General features: G+C 40.8%; 19 protein-coding genes. 11 read left to right on the top strand and 8 right to left on the bottom strand.

The annotated features are described in order from the left end of the window. Window positions 1-276 precede the first annotated feature (276 nt). Window positions 277-3417: an autotransporter domain-containing protein gene (locus JMY09_RS00095; RefSeq protein WP_201621565.1), complete on the top strand. Its 3141-nt coding sequence runs from the start codon at window positions 277-279 to the stop codon at window positions 3415-3417. A 212-nt stretch (window positions 3418-3629) separates the two neighbouring features. Here JMY09_RS00095 and JMY09_RS00090 read toward each other — a convergent pair whose 3' ends face one another. Continuing rightward, window positions 3630-4520 carry a fructose bisphosphate aldolase gene (locus JMY09_RS00090; RefSeq protein ID WP_201621564.1) on the bottom strand — a complete coding sequence of 297 codons (891 nt, stop codon included), beginning with the start codon at window positions 4518-4520 and terminating at the stop codon, window positions 3630-3632. Window positions 4521-4707: 187 nt separating this feature from the next. Then, entirely contained in the window at window positions 4708-5598 is an 891-nt protein-coding gene (locus JMY09_RS00085; protein WP_201621563.1) for an EamA/RhaT family transporter, read from the bottom strand. Between the two features lie 380 nt (window positions 5599-5978). On the opposite strand from JMY09_RS00085, the gene JMY09_RS00080 reads away from it, so the two are divergent. The 3 genes from JMY09_RS00080 to JMY09_RS00070 all read left to right on the top strand — a co-directional run bounded on the left by JMY09_RS00080 (window position 5979) and on the right by JMY09_RS00070 (window position 9660). Next, window positions 5979-7898 (top strand): ABC transporter ATP-binding protein, encoded by a 1920-nt coding sequence (locus JMY09_RS00080; protein ID WP_201621562.1) that lies wholly within the window; start codon window positions 5979-5981, stop codon window positions 7896-7898. A gap of 109 nt (window positions 7899-8007) precedes the next feature. Then, window positions 8008-8904, top strand: coding sequence for an alpha/beta fold hydrolase (locus tag JMY09_RS00075; protein ID WP_201621561.1), 897 nt, complete (start codon window positions 8008-8010; stop codon window positions 8902-8904). 69 nt (window positions 8905-8973) lie between these two features. Then, window positions 8974-9660 carry an alpha-ketoglutarate-dependent dioxygenase AlkB family protein gene (locus JMY09_RS00070; protein WP_201621560.1) on the top strand — a complete coding sequence of 229 codons (687 nt, stop codon included), beginning with the start codon at window positions 8974-8976 and terminating at the stop codon, window positions 9658-9660. Between the two features lie 289 nt (window positions 9661-9949). Here JMY09_RS00070 and JMY09_RS00065 read toward each other — a convergent pair whose 3' ends face one another. The 4 genes from JMY09_RS00065 to JMY09_RS00050 form a co-directional block, all read right to left on the bottom strand. Continuing rightward, a complete protein-coding gene (locus JMY09_RS00065) occupies window positions 9950-10945 on the bottom strand; it encodes an NADP-dependent oxidoreductase (RefSeq protein WP_201621559.1) in 996 nt (331 codons plus the stop codon). Window positions 10946-11061: 116 nt separating this feature from the next. Continuing rightward, the gene (locus tag JMY09_RS00060; protein ID WP_201621558.1) at window positions 11062-11820 is read right to left on the bottom strand and encodes an endonuclease/exonuclease/phosphatase family protein; all 759 of its coding nucleotides are present in this window, start codon (window positions 11818-11820) and stop codon (window positions 11062-11064) included. Window positions 11821-11981: 161 nt separating this feature from the next. Beyond that, window positions 11982-12809 (bottom strand): glutathione S-transferase N-terminal domain-containing protein, encoded by an 828-nt coding sequence (locus JMY09_RS00055; protein ID WP_201621557.1) that lies wholly within the window; start codon window positions 12807-12809, stop codon window positions 11982-11984. Window positions 12810-12970: 161 nt separating this feature from the next. Next, window positions 12971-14080, bottom strand: coding sequence for an AOC03_06830 family ribosome hibernation factor (locus JMY09_RS00050; RefSeq protein ID WP_201621556.1), 1110 nt, complete (start codon window positions 14078-14080; stop codon window positions 12971-12973). Window positions 14081-14631: 551 nt separating this feature from the next. On the opposite strand from JMY09_RS00050, the gene JMY09_RS00045 reads away from it, so the two are divergent. From JMY09_RS00045 to JMY09_RS00020, 6 genes are all read left to right on the top strand, one after another. Further along, window positions 14632-16857, top strand: coding sequence for a M3 family metallopeptidase (locus JMY09_RS00045; RefSeq protein WP_201621555.1), 2226 nt, complete (start codon window positions 14632-14634; stop codon window positions 16855-16857). Next, window positions 16858-17115 carry a YheV family putative metal-binding protein gene (locus JMY09_RS00040; protein ID WP_201621554.1) on the top strand — a complete coding sequence of 86 codons (258 nt, stop codon included), beginning with the start codon at window positions 16858-16860 and terminating at the stop codon, window positions 17113-17115. A gap of 184 nt (window positions 17116-17299) precedes the next feature. Then, window positions 17300-17800 carry a M48 metallopeptidase family protein gene (locus JMY09_RS00035; protein ID WP_201621553.1) on the top strand — a complete coding sequence of 167 codons (501 nt, stop codon included), beginning with the start codon at window positions 17300-17302 and terminating at the stop codon, window positions 17798-17800. A 241-nt stretch (window positions 17801-18041) separates the two neighbouring features. After that, a complete protein-coding gene (locus JMY09_RS00030) occupies window positions 18042-18677 on the top strand; it encodes a hypothetical protein (protein WP_201621552.1) in 636 nt (211 codons plus the stop codon). A gap of 276 nt (window positions 18678-18953) precedes the next feature. After that, window positions 18954-19313, top strand: coding sequence for a DUF3817 domain-containing protein (locus tag JMY09_RS00025; protein ID WP_379606665.1), 360 nt, complete (start codon window positions 18954-18956; stop codon window positions 19311-19313). Between the two features lie 279 nt (window positions 19314-19592). Further along, a complete protein-coding gene (locus tag JMY09_RS00020) occupies window positions 19593-19874 on the top strand; it encodes a DUF503 domain-containing protein (protein ID WP_201621550.1) in 282 nt (93 codons plus the stop codon). Window positions 19875-20005: 131 nt separating this feature from the next. Here JMY09_RS00020 and JMY09_RS00015 read toward each other — a convergent pair whose 3' ends face one another. Beyond that, window positions 20006-20500 (bottom strand): hypothetical protein, encoded by a 495-nt coding sequence (locus JMY09_RS00015; protein ID WP_201621549.1) that lies wholly within the window; start codon window positions 20498-20500, stop codon window positions 20006-20008. An 837-nt stretch (window positions 20501-21337) separates the two neighbouring features. Then, window positions 21338-22321 carry a LysR substrate-binding domain-containing protein gene (locus JMY09_RS00010; RefSeq protein ID WP_201621548.1) on the bottom strand — a complete coding sequence of 328 codons (984 nt, stop codon included), beginning with the start codon at window positions 22319-22321 and terminating at the stop codon, window positions 21338-21340. Window positions 22322-22573: 252 nt separating this feature from the next. Between JMY09_RS00010 and JMY09_RS00005 the strand changes: the two genes are divergently transcribed. Further along, window positions 22574-23257 carry a cupin domain-containing protein gene (locus JMY09_RS00005; protein ID WP_201621547.1) on the top strand — a complete coding sequence of 228 codons (684 nt, stop codon included), beginning with the start codon at window positions 22574-22576 and terminating at the stop codon, window positions 23255-23257. Window positions 23258-23413 lie beyond the last annotated feature (156 nt).

The raw sequence follows: 23413 nt of genomic DNA, 5'->3' as shown, positions 1-23413 counted from the left end.
TTTTTAATAATTAATTAATACCATAATGGCAAAATAAATTATCCTCTAATACTAGGCTATCAATAGTATCAAAGCTGTCAATAAGCAGGCTTCAAAGTTAGATAACATCGTAACAAACGTATAATCATAAAACACTAAATAGTAGGCTTTAAACGTCTTTTATGGAATATGAACATTTGTGTAATCAAACGTAGACAAAAAAAATTCTATTGTAATATATCTTTATATAATTAATAAAATGTTACATAACTGTCAACTATTTCTTAAGGTCTTCGTATGAATCATATTTACCGTGTAGTCTTTAATCATTCTCTAGGTGTATATCAATGCGTATCTGAGCTTGCTAAATCTCGTGGCAAATCCTCAGGCAAATCTCAAGTTGCTACTAAGCTTATCCTCGCTCCCCTAACTGTAGCGATGCTTGGTTTATCAGGGACGGCAATGGCAGTTACCTATGATGATGGGCAAACGACGACTATTAGTGATGATGTGTACTTCGTTGAAAAAGACATCGTTAGTAATGCGGGAACGCAGCTAGTAGTAAATAAATTAATTTTGGAAAAAACACAAGCAGGGCAACCTTCAGAGCTTTCTATTACTAATAAAGGCACTGTCACTGTAAAGGATATTACAGCTGTGGTCGGCAATGCCGCTATTAAGGTATCTGACCAAGACAGTGCTTTCAACGCAAAAGATATCATTATTGGACAGAACGACGGTAGTGGTGCTTTATTGGTAAATAGCAATGCTTCAGTTACTGCAACTAATCTTTGGCTTGGCAATAAAGAGCTAAATGCTAAAGGTGGCAATATAGGTAACGTGAATATCAATAACGCTATAGTTAACATTGCCAATGAAGTGTTAGTCGGTGCAGAAACGACAGGTAGCTTAAACCTAGCTGGACAGTCTGCATTAACCGCAAACCAGATGCGTATCGGTTATAACGAGGGCTCTACAGGTATAGTCAATGTCGATAAATCAAATATTAGTATTGGCACTAATGGTCTTGCTGTTGGGTTGTCTGGCAAAGGTGTTCTTAATGTCAAGAACGGAGGTGGTGTATCTGTCAATAGCCTTATGACTGTAGGCGACGCTATGACAGGCGTTGGCGTTGTCGATTTTGACGGTGGATCAAATACAAATGGTAATAACATTCAGGCTTATGACCTCGTAATTGGTGGAGCAGGTCAAGGTGTGATGAACATCAAAAACACCTATGATGTCGCTGATACAGCTTGGAGTATTGGTTTAGATGTCAATCAAGATATTACTATTGGCAATGAGAAAACAGGCGTAGGTCAGCTTACTGTTGACAGTAGCTTGGCTTCTGCTAGCAATATTATAGTAGGTAATGAAGGTTCAGGAACTTTAAAAGTTACTAACAACGGCTTTTTAAGTGTCGATAATATTTCACGTGGTGTTAACTCAACACTGTCTGATGTCTATTTCGATCAGGCAAATTTGACTATTGCAAATGACCAATCTAATCTTTTTGCGAACTTTACTGATAAACAGCTTATTAAAATTGGTTCAAACGGGCTGATACTTGATGTCCTTGAAAATTATGTCACTATTAATCCAAATGCTGTATTAACAGGCAATGTCGGCTCTGTAGATTGGGATGGTGTGAAAGGAGGCTTTGCTAAAGTTGGCACTGGTACTTTGGAGCTCTCTACTAATAGCAAACAATGGACTGGCGAGACACTCATTACAGAAGGTGTTTTAAAATTAAACGGCAACTATATTATGGCGGCAAATGAGTCGCTAGGTATTGCCCTGGATGTCGAGAATGAAGGGAATTTAGACAGTTATGGTAAATTACTCGTCAATGGCAATGCAGATATCAGTAAAGGCAAATTGAATGTCTATGCTTCTGAAGCCATAAAAAATATGACTGGCAGTAACGAATGGAAGGACATAGTTAAAGCCACGACTCGTAAGGGCGAATTTAAATCGGTAAATGACAATAGCCCATTGGTTAGCTTTTATGCCGACTATAGTGATGCTAATGCTGTACATTTGAGAATGGGAACGCCTCCACCACCAGTCATTGTACCGCCGGTTGAACCTGAAAAGCCAGTTGAGCCTGAAAAGCCAGTTGAGCCTGAAAAGCCAGTTGAACCTGAAAAGCCAGTTGAACCTGAAAAGCCAGTTGAACCTGAAAAGCCAGTTGAGCCTGAAAAGCCAGTTGAGCCTGAAAAGCCAGTTGAACCTGAAAAGCCAGTTGAACCTGAAAAGCCAGTTGAGCCTGAAAAGCCAGTTGAACCTAAGCCACCAGTGGTTGTTGATCCAACCGATACAGATAGCACTTTTGTTGTAGCTGCCATTAGTCAGTCTGATAAACAGGCGTTAAGTCTTGCTGCTGTATTAGATAAAGCAATGATGAATAAAAAAAGTCCATTAGCTCTTCAGCTGATTGTCGATACTGAAGACCTCGTAGATGACCCGACGTTAGAGCAACGCCAAATCAGAATGAATAAAACTGTCTATCAATTACAGCCATTATTTATGGGTGCTACTAATCGTATCATTACCGATGCTAACTATGCAGTAAGCGACGCTATTACTGAACATCGTCCAGCCACATCGCAAAGCAGCATTTGGGCCAAAATAATTGGCAATGACAGCAGTCATGATGCCGAAAATGGCGTTACAGGTTATGACTCTAAAGGTTACGGAGCTATCGTTGGTTTAGACAGCCCTGTTAGTAACAACCTAAATCTAGGACTTGCCGTATCTTATATCCAAAGTGATGCTGATACTGCTGATAGCCGCTTAGATCATGAGCTAAAAGCTAAGAGCTGGCAGGTATTAGGCTATGGTAATTATGCAGCAAGCGACGCTACGCATGTCAATTTCCATGCTGGTGCTGGTAATAGTAATGTTGATGGCGAACGTCATTTGTCAATACTATCTAACGCTACTGCAAATTCTGATTACTCAGTCGATACTTTGCAAGCAGGATTTGGCGTGAGTCATCGTATTGGTACAGAGCTACGTAATGTGACTCCTTTCACGCAAGTGAATTATGCTCGTGCTGAAAGTGATAGCTATCGCGAAACGGGCGCTGGCGTCTATAACCTAAATGTCGATGAGAACACTTATGAGTCAATGCGCTGGACAGCAGGATTAAATATGTCACAGCTAATAACCCCAAAACTGGCTATTACCGGTCAGCTAGCAGCTGCTATTGAAAATGGTAATAAATACTCAGATATTACGGCAAGCTTCGTTAGTCTGCCTAATGATAAGTTCACGACTGTTGGTCAAGAAGTCGGTCGTGAGATTGGTATTGCAGGTATTGGTCTAAGCTATATGCCGACCATCAATACTAAGCTGTCCGTCGGCTATCGCGGCGAGTGGCGTGACAATTATGACGATCAAGGCGCGAGCATTGCCTTGCAAACCAAGTTCTAATCATAAATATCGTTATTAATTAATACGCTTATAAAATGTAAAAGCTTGAATCTAGTTATCCTAGGTTCGAGCTTTTTTATAGCCTTTAATTAATTAAAGCCTTTTGAACATAGTGAATTGATACACTATCATTTGTGCATAAAAAAACACCCACTGCCTGAGCAACGGGTGTTTTTTATTTAAAAATAAACTTTATGCTTGCTAAGTTAACTCTAAACTCTCGAAGCCTCATAGATCTCAGCAATCGAATTATTAATAGTATCAGCAAACTCTTTATCACTCTGCTGCTTGCTTAAGCCTTGAGTGAAGGCGCGCGAGAAGCTGGCAATCATCCCTGGGTTTTGCTTGAGCTTATCACAAGCATCGCTACGGCTGTAACCACCTGATAGAGCAACCACCTTTAACACTTTTGGATGGTCAATTAACTCTTGATAGAAGCCTGCTTGTTCTGGCAAGGTTAGCTTAAGTATCACTTGCTTATCCTCAGCCAAACGATCCAAATTATGCAAAAGATTGGTTTTTAATAACAGCTCACAATCATGTTTATCAACGCTATTGATGTCAACTTCTGGCTCAACGATTGGCATCAGACCCTTAGAGATAATTTGCTTGGCAACATCGAATTGCTGCTGCACCACTAACTCGATACCATCAACATTTGGCTCATAGATTACTGAACGCATTTTAGTACCGAATACTGGATATTGTTTAGCTTTGTCTAATAATAAGTCTAAATTAGTTATCGGACGCATCACTTGTACGCCACTCATTCGCTCTGCTAAACCTTTATCTACCTTTAAAAAAGGTACAATATTTTTATCTTCCCACAGATAGTTAGCGGTAGGCTTGCCTTCGACTTCACGCTCCATAGTATCTTCAAATAAGATTGCTCCAAGCACGCGAGTACTATCGAAGCAGTCACAAGTCATAATACGAGAACGCATCTCATGCACTTGACCAAACATCGCCTCGTCAGTGTCATAATCTTCACTAGTAACCCCATAACTCTCTAGCGCTTTAGGCGTGCTGCCGCCACTTTGATCTAGCGCTGCAATAAATCCTGAACCTGCTTTTATACGTTGTAATTGCTTTTGATATTCCATTGAATAATTATCCTATTATCGTAATAAAAAATTTAGCTTAAATCGTTAATTTAAAGAGCTGCAAGTATGCCAATAGCTACTATCCTACATTTGTAAATCACCTTACCATATGCTGCGCAATGTGCCTATATACAATAAGTTAACAGCAAATCACCAGCCATAATTATATTGATATGAGCAGTACATCTTAAGCTAAGAATAATACTGTCACACAGCTAATAGCCAATAGTATGCCAAGCATATTGATACGATTGAGCGTTTCTTTAAAGACACCGACACCAATAAGCGTCGCTACAGTGATGACCCCAACATTCATGCCAGTAAATACGATGCTTGGTGATTCAGATAGTAACTGATGAGCGCGTACGTACGCATAAATATTGCCCATATTTAGCACACCTAATAACAGTCCTGCCGCTAAAGCATTGCCTTGCCAGCGCACCCGAGTGACCAGCAAATAAATGAGCAATAGCAAGCCTGCCAAGCCAAAGCTAACAAATAACGTTAGCGGAAATGCAGCGCCTTGCTTGGCCACTTGTTTGAACAATATATCAATGACTCCATAGCCTATCCATACCCCAAACAGCCATAGAGGGGTACGTAGCGCCTGTTTATTGATCGCCTTGATCGTTGTAGCATGACTATTAATAGTTTCATTAGTTGATGGTTGCTGTGGCCGATAGACTAATGCCGCTAACGCTAACAACCCTAACGCTAGACCGAATATGCGAATGCCCGTCAGCACTTCGCCAAATAACAAAAAGGCCGCAACAATAGGAATAATTAACGATAGCCGTTGAGCTGCGTCAGTGGCGACCATACCCACTGCTGCGATTGCTCGACCCAGAATGACAAACACTAAGGGTAATAGGATAGCCAAAGCGATGATAATGCCCCAAGCGCTACCAAGAGTATTAATACTGCTAAGGTCAGGCTTTAATAACAGCCAAGTCAGTAAAAAAGCCACTGGATAACCAGCTACAATAGTCTGGCGAATATCTATATTGCGTTGACGTAGCAGTTTTAACAGGACGGAGACGGCGACACTACAAAGTACCGCAATCGTTAGATACAGCATAAAACTTCACCTTATAAATTATAATTTTTTTAGCTGCTATTATTTGCTGCTAGTTATAAGATCAATATAGCCAATAGAAAGTCGTCAAATGTAACAAGGTATGTCAAAAATATCAATGGTTATATTTTCCCATTCAATACCAATACGCACACTTTTTGATCAGTAATAGTAGCCTTGGTTATAACCATGAATATTAAGCTATCTATTCAGCTGTATGCTGCCTATATACCCTTTATATTGTGCAAATTACAATTAGCATGCAGGACTAGTTTCGAGATTTTGTTAAAATAGAAGCTATTTTAACCCCACAAGTTACAGCGCAAGATAACCTATATTGGTGTTTATCTTGACGTTCTGCTATTGATGTACTGCTATTGCCTATGAATGCTCTATTTCGTTTTTTTGAAAACCGTTTGTCCGCTTTTCCTGACACGCCTATGGTACTACCTTCATCTCGTGATGGACTGTTGAAGTTTTTGTGGGCTTGTACTAAAGGTCTACGTGGTTGGCTGTTAGTGTTCATGATTCTATCCGCAGGGATTGGAATTTATGAGGCAATGCTGTTCGCTTGGATTGGCAACATAGTTGATTGGTTGGGTACTTATACCCCACAGAACTTATGGGCCGAAAAAGGCGATATTATGCTGTTGATGTTAGCAGTCATGATAGTCAGTCCTTTTTGGATTGCCTTGTCGTCATTCATTCACTTTCAGACTATTCAAGGCGTATTTCCAATGCAGATGCGCTGGCGGTTCCATCAGCGTATGCTTGGTCAGTCGATGCAGTTTTATCAAGATGAGTTCTCTGGACGGGTCTCCGCCAAGGTGATGCAAACCGCGCTTGCTGTCCGCGACACGGTGATGACTGTCACTGACATGTTTATGTATGTCACGGTTTATTTTATTACTACCGGGGTTATTTTATTCAATCTAGATAGCTTGCTACTCATACCCTTTATTATTTGGTTCGTGCTAGTTGGCCTTACCATGTGGTACTTTATTCCTAAGCTCAAACTGACTGCTATTGTGCAAGCTGATGCCCGTGCACTGATGGTCGGACGTATCACTGATGCTTATGCCAACATCATGACGGTCAAGCTATTTAGTCATTCGCGGCGTGAGTTGGGCTATGCCCAAAATGCTATGGGCCAGTTCTTAGGTACTGTACACGCGCAAATGCGTTGGGTCAGCTATCTTGAGGTTTCAACTCACCTTATTAGTGTTATTTTGGTTAGTAGTACTGCTGGTATTGCCTTATATCTGTGGCAACAGGGTGCAGTCGGAGTAGGTGCTATTGCCGCTGCGACAGCGATGGCGCTCCGTCTCAATGGCCTAACCCAGTGGATTATGTGGCAAACTGCTAGCTTGTTTGAGAGCATCGGTACTGTACAAGACGGTATGCGCACTCTTTCTGCACCGCAAACTATCGTTGATATTCCTAATGCTCCAGAACTAAAAGTCAGCGCTGGTCATATTGTCTTTGATCATGTCAATTTTAGCTATGAAGGTCATGTCGAGGGCGTTAATGTAGAAGGCGAACTAGTCGATGGAGTGCAAACGGTCGAATCAGCGCTTATTAACTCACAAACAAAACTGTTAGATGACTTTTATTTAGATATCACAGCAGGCGAAAAAATAGGCTTAGTCGGACGCTCTGGTGCCGGTAAATCAACCTTAGTTAACTTACTATTACGCTTCTTTGATGTCGATAGCGGTAAGATCATTATCGATGGCCAGGCTATTGACGAGGTTACTCAAGAGTCATTACGTCAGCAGATCGGTATGGTGACTCAAGATACGTCTTTATTACATCGTACCGTACGCGAAAACATCGCCTATGGTCGTCCTGATGCGAGCGATGAAGAGATCATCTTTGCGGCTAAGCAGGCACAAGCATGGGACTTTATCAAAGACTTATATGACGATAAAGGCAATAAAGGTCTGGATACTCAAGTTGGTGAACGTGGGGTAAAACTGTCTGGCGGTCAGCGTCAACGTATCGCGATCTCACGAGTCATGCTTAAAAACGCGCCTATTTTATTACTCGATGAAGCTACTAGTGCTCTAGATTCTGAGATTGAGTTTGCTATTACTGAGAGCCTCAATGACATTATGACTGGCAAAACGGTTATCGCTATCGCCCATCGTCTTTCTACTATTGCCGCCCTCGATAGACTAGTAGTAATGGATCAAGGTCGTATCATCGAACAAGGCAGCCATGAAGAATTACTAAATATGAATGGCATTTATGCCGGATTGTGGCATCGTCAAAGCGGTGGCTTCTTAGGCGAGTCTGAATAGAATCAGCTGGTTACTAGTTGTTAGCTAACTACTAAGTACCAACTGCCTTAAACGGACTTAATCAGCTATTAGCTACCTTAATTTGAAAAATACTAGGATGAGTCGCTGTATGCAAGCCTTAGAAAAAAGCATCGAGATTAAGGGTAAACAAGCACGCTACTATCAACTAGAGCCGCTTGATAAGTCGGTAGTAGCTGATACTCGCCAGCCAGCGCATTTTTATGGGGGCAATGGCTTTACGGTAGGTGTCTATAGCCCACTACTAACTAACCTTGCAAGAAAATTTGATCTATCTTCGCTTGCTATGCGTGGCTACTGGTATGATAAGCCAACTGCTAAATGCCTAACTCGTGAGCAAGATGCCGACATGCTGATTGAGTTTTTAGAGCGCACGCAAAAAGCTCCTATCGTGGCTATCGGCCATTCACAAGGGGCTACTGCTACCGCTATTGCTGCTGCCAAGCGTCCTGATTTGTTTTCACAGTTGTATTTGATAGAGCCGGTGACTTTCACTAAAACCCAAACCTTGCTTTATAACTTACTACCACGCTCGCTAAAACTAAACCGTGAACCTTTCAAAAGCACGTCTGCTAAACAAGCCCACTGGTCAACGGTAGCAGACTTTTATGCCCATCTACGCAAGCTGCGTGCCTATCGCCGTATTAGTGATGAGCACTTGCAGATATTCGCTCAGAACAGTCTCACTCAACAACAGGACGGCAGTTATACTTTAATGTTTAGCCCTGAGCAAGAGATGGCTAACTATTTCGGCACTCCCTATATCGATAAGGCGCTAAAGAGCTTAAATAGGCTTAACTTACCTTATACCTTAATCACTGGCAAACCTACTTTATTCATTAGCGATAAAGTGCGCAATAACTGGTGTAAGTTTGTGCCGACTGAGCGCTTAGTATCTTTGACAGATTACGGCCATCTACTGCCAATTGAAGCACCAAAATTATGCGCGGACACTATCTTTACTTTGGCTAATGGCACTAATGATTAAGGCTAGTCTCTTAATTTAGACTAGACTCTAGATCAAAGTAACGCCAAAATCTAACTGTGAGCCCGCGCTATGAATGACTTATTTGGCAATGAGGCTACTGATAATTTACTGCCCTTTGATGGTCAGCTCTATGACTTGGGTACTCTAGCCTTAGACACCGTAGCAGCTAGCGATAAACAATTATATCAGCAGCTATTAGCGACTCTACCTTGGCAATCTGACATAGTGACTTTGTTCGGTAAAACTCATATAACTAAGCGTCAAATAGTATGGATGGGCGATCAAGGCTTAAGCTATCGTTATGCTGGACACACTCATAACGCTCATGACTGGCATCCTATCGTGTTTCACGTGAAACAAATTATTGAGGATAGTATTCGTACTTTGTTGGGTACTGTGAGTAACACTGATGGACAAGCTAGTAATAAACAGCACTCATATTTTAACGCTTGCTTGCTGAATTATTATCCTTCAGGTTCTGAGGGTATGGGCTACCATGCTGACGATGAAAAGGAGCTAGGTGAGCAACCACTAATCGCCGCCTTATCTCTAGGCGCTACTCGTAAAATGCTATTTAGACATAAGACAGCTAGAGACAATCCTAAGTCCAATAAAGTGGATATCTATCTAAACTCAGGACAGTTAATAGTCATGGCTGGTGTCACTCAACAATATTGGAAGCATAGTATAGCCAAGACGACGACTGTCAATGAAGGCCGTATTAGCTTAACTTTTCGACGTATGATAAATATTTAGCGGCCTTACTAATTCAAAAATACTACTATACAAAAATTTTAGCCATAAAAAAACGCAACTTCAAGCATAGCTCTATTTTGCGTTTTATCTTATCTTTAATTTAAAGACTGTTGGACCAACCAGCAGAACACTGACAGAGACTGTTTTTTAAGCGCTACTCTTAAAATAATAGCAAATTAAAAGAAGCGAGCTTAATCATAAAACCATCCTGCCAGCTAGACTACTAGCTAGAGTATTAGCTACAGTATCAGCTAGACTATTGTCACTGCTAATACTGTAAAAAATATAATCAAACCGCTAATACTATTTTGCCAAAAGCATTGCCTTTTTGTAGTTCAGTATGAGCGGTAACCACTTCTGACAAAGGATAACTGTGTTGGATATGCAACTTAAGAGTGCCGTCAGCGACTTGAGCTAACACTTTTGCCATATCGTTCCCGTTAGGTTTGACCGTATAACCCTCTATAGTCAACTCATCACTACCAGCTGCTTTGAGTTTATCAACCCAGATTGAGGGCAGCACATAAACTCGACCATCGGACTTAAGAGTCTCTAGTGCCCTTACGCCCGCCTCATCACCAACCAAGTCTAATAGCACATCCGCTTGCAACTTTGGAAAGGCTTGGTCTTGAGTGTAGTCAATCCAACCTGCCAGCTTATCCTTATTGATTAACTGATCGAGCTGATCATACTTTTCTGGCGAGCAAATAACGGTAACTTTAATATCATCTTTAGCAGCTTTGACCATCAATAGCTGAATCACTAATTGACCAACGCCCCCTGCTGGCGCATTCATCACTACTTGCTCCCCCGCTTTGATACCGGCAAACTCGACAAATTGTAATGCTGTCTGACCCACGCAAGGTAGCGCTCCAGCTTGCTCTAAGCTTACTGCTTCGGGGACAATAGCTAACAACTTTGCATCAACGGCCACGTACTGAGCATAACAAGCACCGCCAAAGTTAAGCGCGGCTACCCTAGCACCAACGGCAAACTGATCACTATTACTCCTGACCACAGTACCAGAGACATCGAACCCTAATCCTGCTGGTTGATTTTTGTCGAATTTCTCTTTACGTATACTATCAGCGCCCCAGCCTTTACCCTGACGGGTTTTATAATCAACAGGATTGATTCCGGCGTAGGCCACTTTTATTAATACCTGCTCAGGCATCAACTCTGGAATGGCCACATCATCTTGATACTTCATGACCTCAGGGGCACCAAACTCGGTAATAAGCACGGCCTGTTGCTGATTAGGTAGATTGTTAGTAGTGGCAGACATAAATAGTCATCCTTATAGTTATTAATCACTATGTAAAATGGCATTATTTGGCCATTATGGAAAAGCTTCGTTATAAAAACTTCAGTGTGGTAATAGCTTGCCAGCACATGAGCTATCTACAATAAGGCTAGCTCAGCGCTTATCGGCAAATGATCTGACAAAGTAGACCAAGGTTTTCCAGTATGCACCCAAGCATTTTTGACTATCAAATTGCGCACATAAATACGATCTAAACTCAGTACTGGCAACTTGGCTGGAAAAGTCGGTAATAGCTTGCCATGATGGTGTTTAAAAGCTTCTGTCAGCCCCAAGCTATTAGCCAACTTATCACAAGACATTTTTTTCCAGTCATTAAAATCCCCTGCTAAGATCAAGGGCTGATCATCACTAATTTCATGACGCACGTAATCAGTAATAGCTTGGTACTGTTTGACTCGATCATGCTCAAATAAATTAAGGTGTGCGCACAATACTACTACTGGTCTCTCCCATCCTATCGGCTGAACTTCACAATGCAATACTCCGCGCTGTTCAAGCTTATTGACGCTGATATTGACATTGTGTTTAGGATCAAGAGGAAAGCGGCTCAGTACCGCATTGCCATGATGACCGTTCTCATACTCTGAATTTTTACCATAGCTATTTTGCAACTGTAAAAACTCTCCAAACCACTCATGTTGCGACTGATCTGGATATTCGTTATATTGCATGTTACGTTTTAAATTCTGTCCTTGCACTTCTTGCAGGCATAAGATATCTGCGCCGACCGTTTCTAATGCTTGCGCAATACCTTGCATTTTGACTTGGCGGTTTAATGGTGACATGCCTTTGTGGATGTTATAGCTAGTTAGAACAAAGGATTTAGTATTAGTCATAGGCTTATAGTCATAAAATAAGGGGTCGGACAAAATAGATAGTGATGATTAGAATCATGCCGACTAAAGTTATAGAATCAAATCATAACAGCTTAACCCAATAACAGAGGCTAGCGAGAATTATTATATAAGCTTTTTAGAGCCACCCTACTAGAATCGTATCAAGCATAATGTGTATCTAAATAATCAATAATATCTTGCGACTCGTACATCTTAGTATCTGTATTAGGGTCTACCAGATAGGGGAACAGGAGCTTGTCCTTAATCTGCTCATTCATAAGACGATCTCTCTTGCCGCCTTTGATAGGCTGATACTCATTTAGGGTGAGATGAAAACCAAAAGCACCAATATCCTGTAGACGCTCACGAGCAACGTTATGATTGATATAACCCAATTCCAGCTCGCTAAGTTTTTCGCGTACTAAGCGACAAAAAGGACTGGCCTCAAAACCGTATAGATGCAGTAATTGCTCCGGCTTACCACGAGCATGGTTTTTTTTAGGATGGTCAGCGATGGCACCACGCATCATCGAGGCCAGGCTAGCTGCCTTATTGGCTAAGGATGCATTATCTCTTTTGGTTTGACGCTGATATTTAGCGGGTGTAGAGCCTTTTTTAGAATAGTTAGCAAATAGATGATCGATAATAGCTTGCGAGTCTAATATCTTATTATTTTCGTGCTCATCAGCAAAGTTCTGATCAAGCAAAAAAGGGACTTGCGCTTTTCCCGCCAGCTCTTTTAACTCATCACGATAAAGCTGGCCTTTATGGGGACTTGGGCGACTCTCGAAGTCTAAATTAAGCAAAGTCATCACTTCTCGTACCCGACGTGAATAAGGACAAGCCTCATACTCATATAATACTAGTGCTTGCTCTGGCTGCATAGGTTTTGGTGTGCCCATGACTCCACGTCCACCACGTAGCAATAGCGAGGTAAAAGCTTGGGCACTTTTGAGTTTATGACCTAGAGCGTTATTGGGAATAATCATTATCTGGTCCTAAGTTGCCCATATAAATGGCTGGGGCAAAGGTAAAAGAGCATTGATCCGTAACGAACCAATGCTCTACTTTATATCTACTAATACCAATCTATCCGTACTTTTTATCTATACTTCTTATCAGTACTTTTATCAGTAGTCATCATACCGTACTAGTAGCGAGTTACTAGAGCAATAGGTTGATCGGCACTCATAATATCTTGTGGCATAAATACCGCTTTACCACCATTATGTATTACGTGTTCGATGATCTCACCAACTGCATCATCAGTAACGCCCTCAGCAGCATCATCCACTAGGGTTAGTGTTTGTGCTGTCTCATCAATCTTAGCAGATTGGATATAACCACGACGCACATACAGAGTCTCACCTGCACCTTGGAAAGCGGCACGATAGACATCTTGTAAGTCTGTACGTAGCATATTGGCACCACGAGCTTTATCAATCTCGCCTAGTGCAGCTTCATGTAATGACGTACGATACTTCTCTACTGCTTCTTGTACGCTATCAACGATATGCTGCGCACTGCCTTCTTCTAACTCTGTAACGTTAGATACCGTTGCAATGATGTTCTCTGGACGATCACAAACATCTTTATAGTAGCCGATGTTACGAATATCGCCAACGATTACTAGAGGCATTTTATGCTCGCCCCACAGCTCTTGCACACTCTTATCTACTTGGTTAAAGAACTCTTTTAGATAGCTACTTTCGTTATTAGATGAGCGGTCAGAGCCGCCATCACCTGTAGTATATAAGCCGTTATTATCGATAGGAAAAGGAATACTTTCCATATTATTTTGCTTATCGTTATCTTTGTCGAACTCTGCAACCACACGGTCATTAGAAGCTTCGATCAGACGCGCACCATCACGGGTCAATACTACAATATAGTAATGTACAGCACTGGCCATATCACGCACTAAGTCACGAGTAGCAAAGCGATAAGAAATAACCACACGCTCGGTAGTATCTAAAGGCATACGAACGATTTGCACATCATCAATACTAGCAAAAATAGCTAAAGTGTCTAAGTTATAATTATGATTTAGCTCTTTAGTCTTAGCATGGATGTTATCAAGAATAGTAGTTGCCGTACGCTTATCGTACTCTTTAATCAGACGCTCTTCGGCTACTTTTAATTGATTTTTCAGAGCAATAGGATCTTGGTCATTAGCAGGATGCTCACGATGAGTTTTAACAAAGATACTAACGGCTGGGTCAGCTTTAGTCTCACGTAAACTTTTGAGAGTTGCTTTCATAAAGGACACTCCTTGTTTTATTATCATTGATTTTTGAGGTTGAACAGTAAAACTAACGATTATTGTAGTGATTATGACTTATCTCGATACTAACTTGTCTCGATACTAGATTAGCTCGATACTAATTATCTAATGCTACTCATCCGATATTACTTCTTCAATACTACTCAGTACAACTAACTTCAGTAGAACAAAATTAATCGAACAATGTTGTTATTTTATAAATCACTACATCATCTCTATTAGCCTACCAACTTAGGCATCTCGGCTATAGGGTTAGTTTGCAAGCAAATGATAACGCTTTGTAAGTGAGTCATTTAAAATAGTAGCTCATACAAGCTACTGTCACTGTATACCTTTGCTGTTAGCTTGTATTTTCACTCGGCCATACCCATCTTTTAGGTAACTAGTATGAATTAGTCAAACCCTGAAAGTATGGTCTAGCTATAGGACCGCTTTGAGTTGAACAAATTGTTAAAACTATAATAAATCTGATTTAGCGTTACCTATTAGATATTCACTTATTAAATTTTTACCTACTGGAAATACTTATGCCAACTTTAGATCCTAATCTACACCTCGTTGACTTTTTACAAACAGCGCCAGACACCTTAAAAACACAAGTTATTCAAGCAATAGATCAAGCCAATGGTTTTTTGGACAATCTAACAGCACGCCAAGACAAAGAGTCTACCTCTATAAGTGCTGAGCAAGCGCTGCAAGATGTCATAGCCTTTGATCATATCAATTTGGGTTTGGAGCGTAGTTGGGGTGTACTCTCGCATCTTAACGGGGTGATGAGTAACGATGAGATTCGCCATATTCATCATGAGCTGTTGCCTACTTTATCAGCCTACGGTACTCGTGTTGGCCAACATCAAGCACTGTTTAACTGTTATAAAGCTATCGTCGCTGATGAGGCGTTTGTTGCACAGCTTGAGCCTGCAAGAGCTCGGGCTATCGAGCTTGCTATCCACAGTTTTGAGCTATCTGGGGTGGCGTTACCTAAAGCCCAGCAAGATAAGTTTGCGGCTATCCAAAGCGAACTCTCTACCCTATCAGCAACTTTTTCAGATAATATTTTAGATGCCACTCAAGCGTTTGCGCAGCCACTACAACCAGAACAGCTAGCAGGTCTGACTGAGAGCGGTTTGGCGCTATTAGCTGATAATGGTGAGCAATATAAAGCGCAAGCGTTATCAAAAGGCACTTTGAGCCAAGCTGAAATCGATGCGCTACCTAGCCCTTATTATGTGGCTAGCCTAAATATTCCCTTGTATATTGCGGTGATGACGCACGCGGATGACCGTGAGCTACGCGAAACCTTGTATCACGCTTATGTGACTCGCGCCTCTGAATTTGACAGCCAGACTGCTGGTAAAGGTACTGAAGGTAAGTCGTTCAATAACGCTGATATCATGAGCGAAATCCTGCAATTGCGTGAGCAAAAAGCCAAGCTATTAGGCTTTAATAATTATTCTGAAGTGTCGTTATCGACTAAGATGGCGGAAGATGTGCCAGAAGTTGAGCGCTTCTTACGCGATCTAGCGGCACAAGCAACACCGACCGCCAAGCAAGATTTAGCGCAATTGCAAGCTTGTGCCCAACAGTATGGCATCGCTAAATTACAACCTTGGGACAGTGCTTATATCGCTGAAAAAGTTAAGCAAAACCAGTTTAGCTTGTCGCAAGAAGAAATTCGTCCTTACTTCCCACTACCAAAAGTCGTCGACGGTCTATTTGCTATCGTCGAGCGGTTATATGGTATAACGGTAAAACAGCAACCAGTGGAGCAGAAGCAGGATAAAGAGACAGCTACTAATGCCTACGCTTCACTTTGGCACGAGGATGTGAGCTTTTATCAGTTATTCGATACTGACGATAGCTTAATTGGTGGTTTTTACTTTGACTTATTTGCACGCACTGGCAAACGTGGTGGCGCTTGGATGAGTGGCTTTCAGGCACGCTATCGTCATGATGAAACCGGTTATCAGCAGTTACCAGTATGCTTTATGGTCGGTAACTTTACCCCAGCGCTAGCAGGCAAGCCTAGTTTATTGACCCATGATGAAGTGTTAACTTTGTTCCATGAGTTTGGTCATGGTCTGCACCATCTGTTAACTCAAGTAAGCGTTGCAGATGTCGCTGGTGTCAATGGGGTTGAGTGGGACGCTGTTGAATTACCTAGTCAGTTTATGGAGAACTGGGCGTGGGATGCTGAAGGTATTGCCTTGATTAGTAGCCATGTTGAGACTGGCGAGCCGTTACCTAAAGATAAGCTCGATGCGCTACTAGCGGCTAAGAACTTCCAAAGTGGCATGCAAACTTTGCGTCAAATTGAATTTTCATTGTTCGATTTAATGATTCATGCGCAGTCACCAGCGCTTGATTATGCTGGTATTTTAGCGACCTTAGATACCGTACGTAACGATATTGCTATTATGGAAACTCCTGAATATAACCGTTTTGCTAATGGCTTTAGTCACATCTTCGCTGGGGGCTATGCAGCAGGCTATTACTCTTATAAATGGGCCGAGCTACTATCAGCCGATGCTTTTAGTAAGTTTGAAGAAGAAGGCATCTTTAATGCTAATACTGGTAAAGCCTTCCGTGATACCGTGCTGTCAGTCGGTGGTAGCTTACCTGCTAAAACCAACTTTGAGAACTTCCGTGGGCGCAGTGCCAACATTGAGGCGTTACTACGTCATAGCGGCTTTCAAGATATCAAAGCTGCTAACGTTGATAGCGAAGCTAAAAGCAATAGCGAGGCCAGCTAAATGCGCTATCAATCTACTCAGCCTAAACGTCGGTTTTTGGCCGGCGTCAGCTGTCCTAAATGCCAAGCCTTAGATGCCGTAGTACAAGTAAATATCACCGAGCCTAGCCTTGATGAGTATATTGAATGTACTAAGTGTGGTCATACAGAACATCGTCCCGATCCTGACGCTATCAGCGCTAAAAATCACCTTGAGGATCAGCTAGCACGTGATGCGATGGCTACTGGTACTAGTGGCACTGTAAAGTTTAAGATTTAAACCTTGCCACTATAAGGCTTTAGCAGCTTATAACCAGTCAGTGAACCAAGCATAGTTATTAGTGATCATTAATAGTTATTAGCGGTCATTAATAGTTATTAGTAGTCATTAATAGCTATTAGCGGTTATTATTAAATAAGATAGAAACCCTAGCCCTATTAGAAAAGAACCAAGGATAAACTCCGTGACTCAAGCCAGTACTCTAAAGTATATCGCTCATTATCCAGAGCATATTCAAAGCCAAGCAGCTGAGTTAATCAGCCAAGGCAAGCTAGGTGATTATATCGATAAAAACTACCCTACTAAGCATCAAGTACAAAGTGATAAGGCTTTATATCAGTATATTAATCAGATAAAAAATCAGTATATGCGTAAAACCAGCTCGCTCACCCAAGTGACGTATAACAGTAAGCTGGCAGTGCTTAATCAGGCACTTGGCATCCATACTTTTCAATCACGAGTACAAGGTAATAAGCTCAAAGCACATAATAGCATTACGGTTGCGAGTCTATTTAAAGAAGCGCCGCCTGAGTTTTTGCGGATGATTGTGGTACATGAGTTAGCACATTTTAAAGAAAAAGATCATGATAAATCTTTTTATCAATTATGTTGTCATATGGAACCTGCATATCATCAGTTCGAGTTAGATACTAGGTTATGGTTACAATGGCGGGAGCAGCTATAGGCTACTTTTTCTGTAGTTAATGGCTAAAATATTTTGCTAATAGTTTACTTGTCATTAACGCTAGATAACATTTGCGGGCTGTTTGTAGCGGGACGAGCACTACAATGTATTCTTCTGTAGAGCTTAAGCAGTACATTTATATCTACCTATTGCTTAATAAATGGCCCTAGCCTAATATTAACCTCAAGCAAGACTGAGATTAAATGTCTGTTAACCAAAACTTAAGTAAAGGGAAGCCGTAATGTCAAACAATGATTCTAATAACAATAATGCCAAAAACGAAAAGAAATCGATTAACAACGATGCTGTAACGGCTGTAGAAGTGGTAAAAGACGACACTGTGGTCTATGAAGACGGTAATTTTGAAGATTATAATGCTGATAAAGACTACGAAGTTAACACAGATTCTGAAAAATTTGATAAAAAAGACGATAATTCTGAGAAGACTAGTTCTGAGAAACCTAGTAAAGAAGAAAAAGACGATAAGTCTGAGAAGGACAGTAAGTCTAAAAAAGATGACAAATCTAGCAAAGAAGAAAAGTCTGATAAATCTGATAAAAAAGACAAAGCTAGTAAAAAAGACAAGTCTTCTGAAGATGATAAATCTGGTATAACTATGGCGGGTATCTATCAATGGGCCTCTAAGCTAAAAGACGACTTTAAGTCTGAAGCTGCTGACATAACCCATGATGTTACTGAAAAAGCAGCTGCTATGACTCTTGGCAAACTGCTAGACGCTGTTGATTTTGAACTAGCAGCTTTTGATAAGAGCTTAGAAGTTGCTAAAAATTTAGTAGCTACTGCCGAAGAGCAACGCGAAAAAATTGCTAGCAAAAAAGAAAAATACCAAGGTATGATTGATAAATTAGATAAATAATTATAGAGTTATTTAGCTCACTTATCATGCTACTAATCCAATGTTAGACGTTTGAACTAAACGTTTGGCATTGGATTTTTTATTCTCTAGGGTTTGGCTATTTAGCAGTAGGGCGAATTGGTTATATGATCATTTATTGATACTGCTAGCAAAATGAGTAATAGTTCGCTGCTGAGTGCAAGTGACTACCATCACAGCGGTAATCTACGTTGGCAAAAATCAGTATAATGGTTAAGATCTCATTAAACTTACTAGTCGCAAAAGGAACATAAAGTGATAGAGGCTCAGCCAACTATTCAACCCCTACCCCCTCTCACAAAACAACAAGATACCGCATTGAAAAGACTCACTATCATGGGCTATTTAGAAGGCAGTTCTTACTTATTATTACTCGGCATCGCCATGCCGTTAAAATATATGATGGGCATTCCCGAAGCGGTCAAATATACTGGTATGACCCATGGTATATTATTCATAGCCTATCTGTTAATACTGCTATTAGTCGCTAGCAAAATTAAAATGCCAGTTTGGGCTGTGCCTGCAGGCGTACTCGGATCGTTATTGCCTTTTGGTCCATTTATATTCGATTACTTACTAAAAGATAGCTTAAAGAAAAGTATTGAAATCAGAAAATAGAATAAGAAAGGATAACTTATCAAGCCCTGCTACTGGTAATTTAGGCCTCTTATATAGTCAACAAGCATAACGAGCTTGATAGAGTAAAAAATTTAATAGAGAATTACCTTGAAACTATGGTGTATACAATAGCGCCTATATAATTTCTGCTGCTAAATAACCAGTTTGTGTATAGGCTAATACTTTTATAGTTACTTTTAAACTAAAGCTATCGACTGAGGTAGCAGACTTTCAACCAGCAGATAGTAAGTGCAGCCCTACTATATCGAGGAGACTAATATGCATATCGGTATTTTGACTATAAGTTTTTCTTTACCGGGGTGTGGCTCTTTAAAAGAAAAACGCCAACGTATGGGTGGCCTACATGAGCGCTTTGGACGTAATCCAGCAGTGGCAATTTGTGAGAGCGGTGAACTTGATAAGCACGAGGCTAGTGAATGCACCTTAGTGATAGTAGCAACTTCTAAAAACAAGATTGAGTCGTTATGTAGTCAAATTGAAGAAAAAATACAGCGCACGGTAGATGGACGTATCATGAATATAACACAAGAGTTTTTATAATTTTTTGTCGGATAAAATGCTATTTTGCCAATTCGTATTGCACGGCTAGCTAGTATTACGGATAGTAGCTACTGAATGCCATAAATCACTGTGACAGAGCTAATAGCTAACGTACCTTTGCTCATAAATAGTTAGTGCCCCCAAAAACAACTGATGCTTTTCTCTGCCCTATCAAGTTTTAATACTAAACTGCCTACACCATCATCCACTTCGTAACCCTCAAGGTTATTGCTAATAACTTTGGCGATTAAATCTGGATCTTTATTAAGTTCTGGTAATTTAAATTGCCGACGTAACGCTGTAAATTTACTATCTTTAAAATATAACTTTAAATGACTCCACTCTTGTCCTTGTAGATATTCAACTTCTGCCAAAGGGTAGCCAAACGTAGTGGCATTTTTTAAGGTATAAGTAGTTAGTATTTCTTCAAACTCATTGTTTTCATTGCCTTTTATCTTCTTATTTATAATCGATGCTTTATAATGGGTCGGTAACTTATCCGTTGGATCAGGATAACCACATCCTAACAGCATTGGTTTTAAATACGGGCTCCAGTCAGTTGTGGCATTGACAATAGTGCTCTGGCCTAAAAACACAATAGCCAAAATCATAATTGGTTTCTTCATAGAGTTTACTCTTATATTATGGCTAATAAACCGAGCTAATGACTGAGGCCAAGCATTGAGCTAACCACTGAGCGAGTAAGCACTGCACGCAAAAAACTAGATGTCGTTGCAATAGACCATTCTCCCTCTATAGCTATCATCGTTTAAATTCTGTAATAAGTAAACCGCACAGAAGTCAGCTGCGATAATAGTTATTTATAACGTTCATGACTGCTGTAGTATTGCTGAGGAAAATAACTATCTATCTATCTAAGTAGCCACCAAAGTCATTGGCTAACTAGCTATTAGTTTCTTTAGCGGGGCCAATTACCAGCAAAAGCTTAGCTTCATGATAATCTACCGCTGACCGATCATCTATTCACTCAGCCGCTGAAGTTAATTTTAGGCATAAAAAAAAGCCCTACTAAGGCTTTGATCTGTCTATTTATTTTTGCTATATAACCGAAAAATGATACAAATTTAATCTAATTATGATGGCAGCTGTTAATGCAATGATTAATAAGCATGTCGCTATTGCTTGAACTACAAACCCTTCGATCTTTATAAACTACTCCTCAGGTTATTCAATAACTATTGAATGACCTACATCATATTGATTTTTAGGTAATCAATCAATTACCCTTGGTCGGATAGATGAACGGTAAGACTAATGGTAAGTTGCTAAGCTAGTCAGTTAAGTGAAATTTGCATTAGCTAACCCTACAAATCAGAGCTATTTTTTAATCGTCAGGCAACAGTACACAATTAAAAGAGCATCCCCTTCAACAAAGCAAAGCAGTCTATTATTTAACCTATCAGAACTTCCTCATACACTGATGTAACTGCTTTTTAATTCTGTTAAATATTTTTTATCACTTGCTCAATGCCACCAGCATTATCGACATTCTTATTTATTTCAAAGCTATCATCTGTTGAAGCCTGCGTAAACAACCAATCACGAAATGCTTGTAGCTTGACTATGCTAGCGCTTTCAGGACGATAGACCACGTAATAAGCAAGTGAAGAGACAAACTCAATCTCAGGGAATAGTCGAACTAAGCGGCCAGCCGCCAAATCATCACGGGCCATAACACTACGAGCCAGCGCTACCCCATGTCCATTAATAACGGCTTGCAGCACTGCCGCAGAATTATTAATTTGCATACCACGAGAGGTATCTATCTCCGTTAAGCCTACTGCTGTTAAAGCTGCTTTTTTAAGCCACTCATCCCATGAAGGCAAGCCACTATAATCAGTCATAGATAAGTCATGAATGAGCGTTTGTTGCGTTAAATCTACCCCGCCAGTCTGCTTTAATAGTTGTGGGGAACAGACAGGATACACATCTTCTATCATTAACTTCTCGCTTATCAATCCTGACCAATCCCCTGCTCCGTAGCGCACTCCTATATCAACAGCTTGCAGGGCAAAATCAGCTGATTTAGCGCTAATATCTAAACGCATATCGATATCTGGCCAGCTGCTCTGAAAACTATCGATACGTGGCAATAACCATTTAGCAGCAAAGGCTGGACTTACAGTTACGGTAAGTACCCCGCTATCTGATCCAGCCTGCAACTTGTCTAGCCCCAACCCTAAGTTATCTAAGCCTGCCCTAATATCAGGTAGAGCTAATTTAGTATTTTCAGTAGCTATCAATCGAGCTTTGCCACTAGTTTTCCTATAAAACAACGGTGCCCCTACCCATTGCTCTAAAGTACGTACCAGCTGACCCACCGCAGCAGGTGTGACTTTTAATTCCTCAGCAGCGGCAGAGAAGCTTTGATGACGTGCACTAGCTTCTAAAGCACGCAAGGCATTTAAATGAACAAGATTAGTCATAGCGATAAACATTTTCTTTTAGAGCCATAAATATTATCTGATTTGTCAGTACAAGTAAATCAGTAGATAATTTAGGATAAGTTGACCATTCGAGCACAGTATTTATACCTTTTCGTCAGCTACTATTTTTAGACGCTGATTTTGAGATAGCATCTAGCTTAAAAGTATCTAGCTTCTACTTATAAAATCACAGAGCTGGCAATTGCCCTAACGCTAATTCGTCACTTTCCACCTTATTTTGGGAACAACCTTATGCTTATTAATGCCGATTTTTTACAACGTGCAGCGTTAGCCTTTGAAGACTACCGCTGGATTGATTCCCCACAGAATGGCGTTGAACGCGTTATGCTTGACCGCGTGGGTGCCGAAAAAGCCCGTGCTACTAGTATTGTGCGCTATGCCCCCAATTCTTATTTTCCCCATCATTTACATCCTGGCGGCGAGGAGATTTTGGTGCTATCTGGCACTTTTTCTGCTGATGATACCGATTATCCAGCTGGCTGGTATCTGCGCAATCCACCAACCTCAGGTCATAGGCCTTATAGTCGTGAAGGTGCGGTTATTTTTGTCAAACTCTGGCAGATGTCTACAGCTGAAGATCAGCCTGTGGCCATCAATACTCAGGATCCAGCAAACTGGCAGCAGCAAGATAGTGGTCAAGTCTGTCCTTTGTTCTCAGATAATAGTGAACAAGTGAGCTTGCAAAAGCTGGATGCAAATCAACTGCTATTCACCAGTGAGATAGTAGCAGGTGCAGAATTATTAGTGTTAGAGGGCGAGTTGATCGAGGATGGTCAGACTTATCAACCAGGCAGTTGGCTGCGCTTACCAGTAGCTGAACTCTCAACCATCACTGCTGCTGGCAATGGTGTCACGATCTATCTAAAGACCGGACATTTAGCCGATATAAAAGGTTTTGATCTTCAAGGCTGGTAGATTTAACCTACAATAATTTTTAAAAGTGTTATAGTGTATCAAATACAAAAGTGTTATAAGATAAAACATCTCAACAGATATACTTAATTATCATGACTTATTCACTAGACTATCGCAAACAAGTTCTTAAAAGCTTAGCAAATGGCATGACCTTTG

Source organism: Psychrobacter urativorans (assembly GCF_904846695.1).
In the GTDB taxonomy this organism is placed as follows: Bacteria; Pseudomonadota; Gammaproteobacteria; order Pseudomonadales; family Moraxellaceae; genus Psychrobacter; species Psychrobacter urativorans.
Note: the sequence above shows the minus strand (reverse complement) of the source record. Positions and strands in the feature narration are given on the sequence as shown.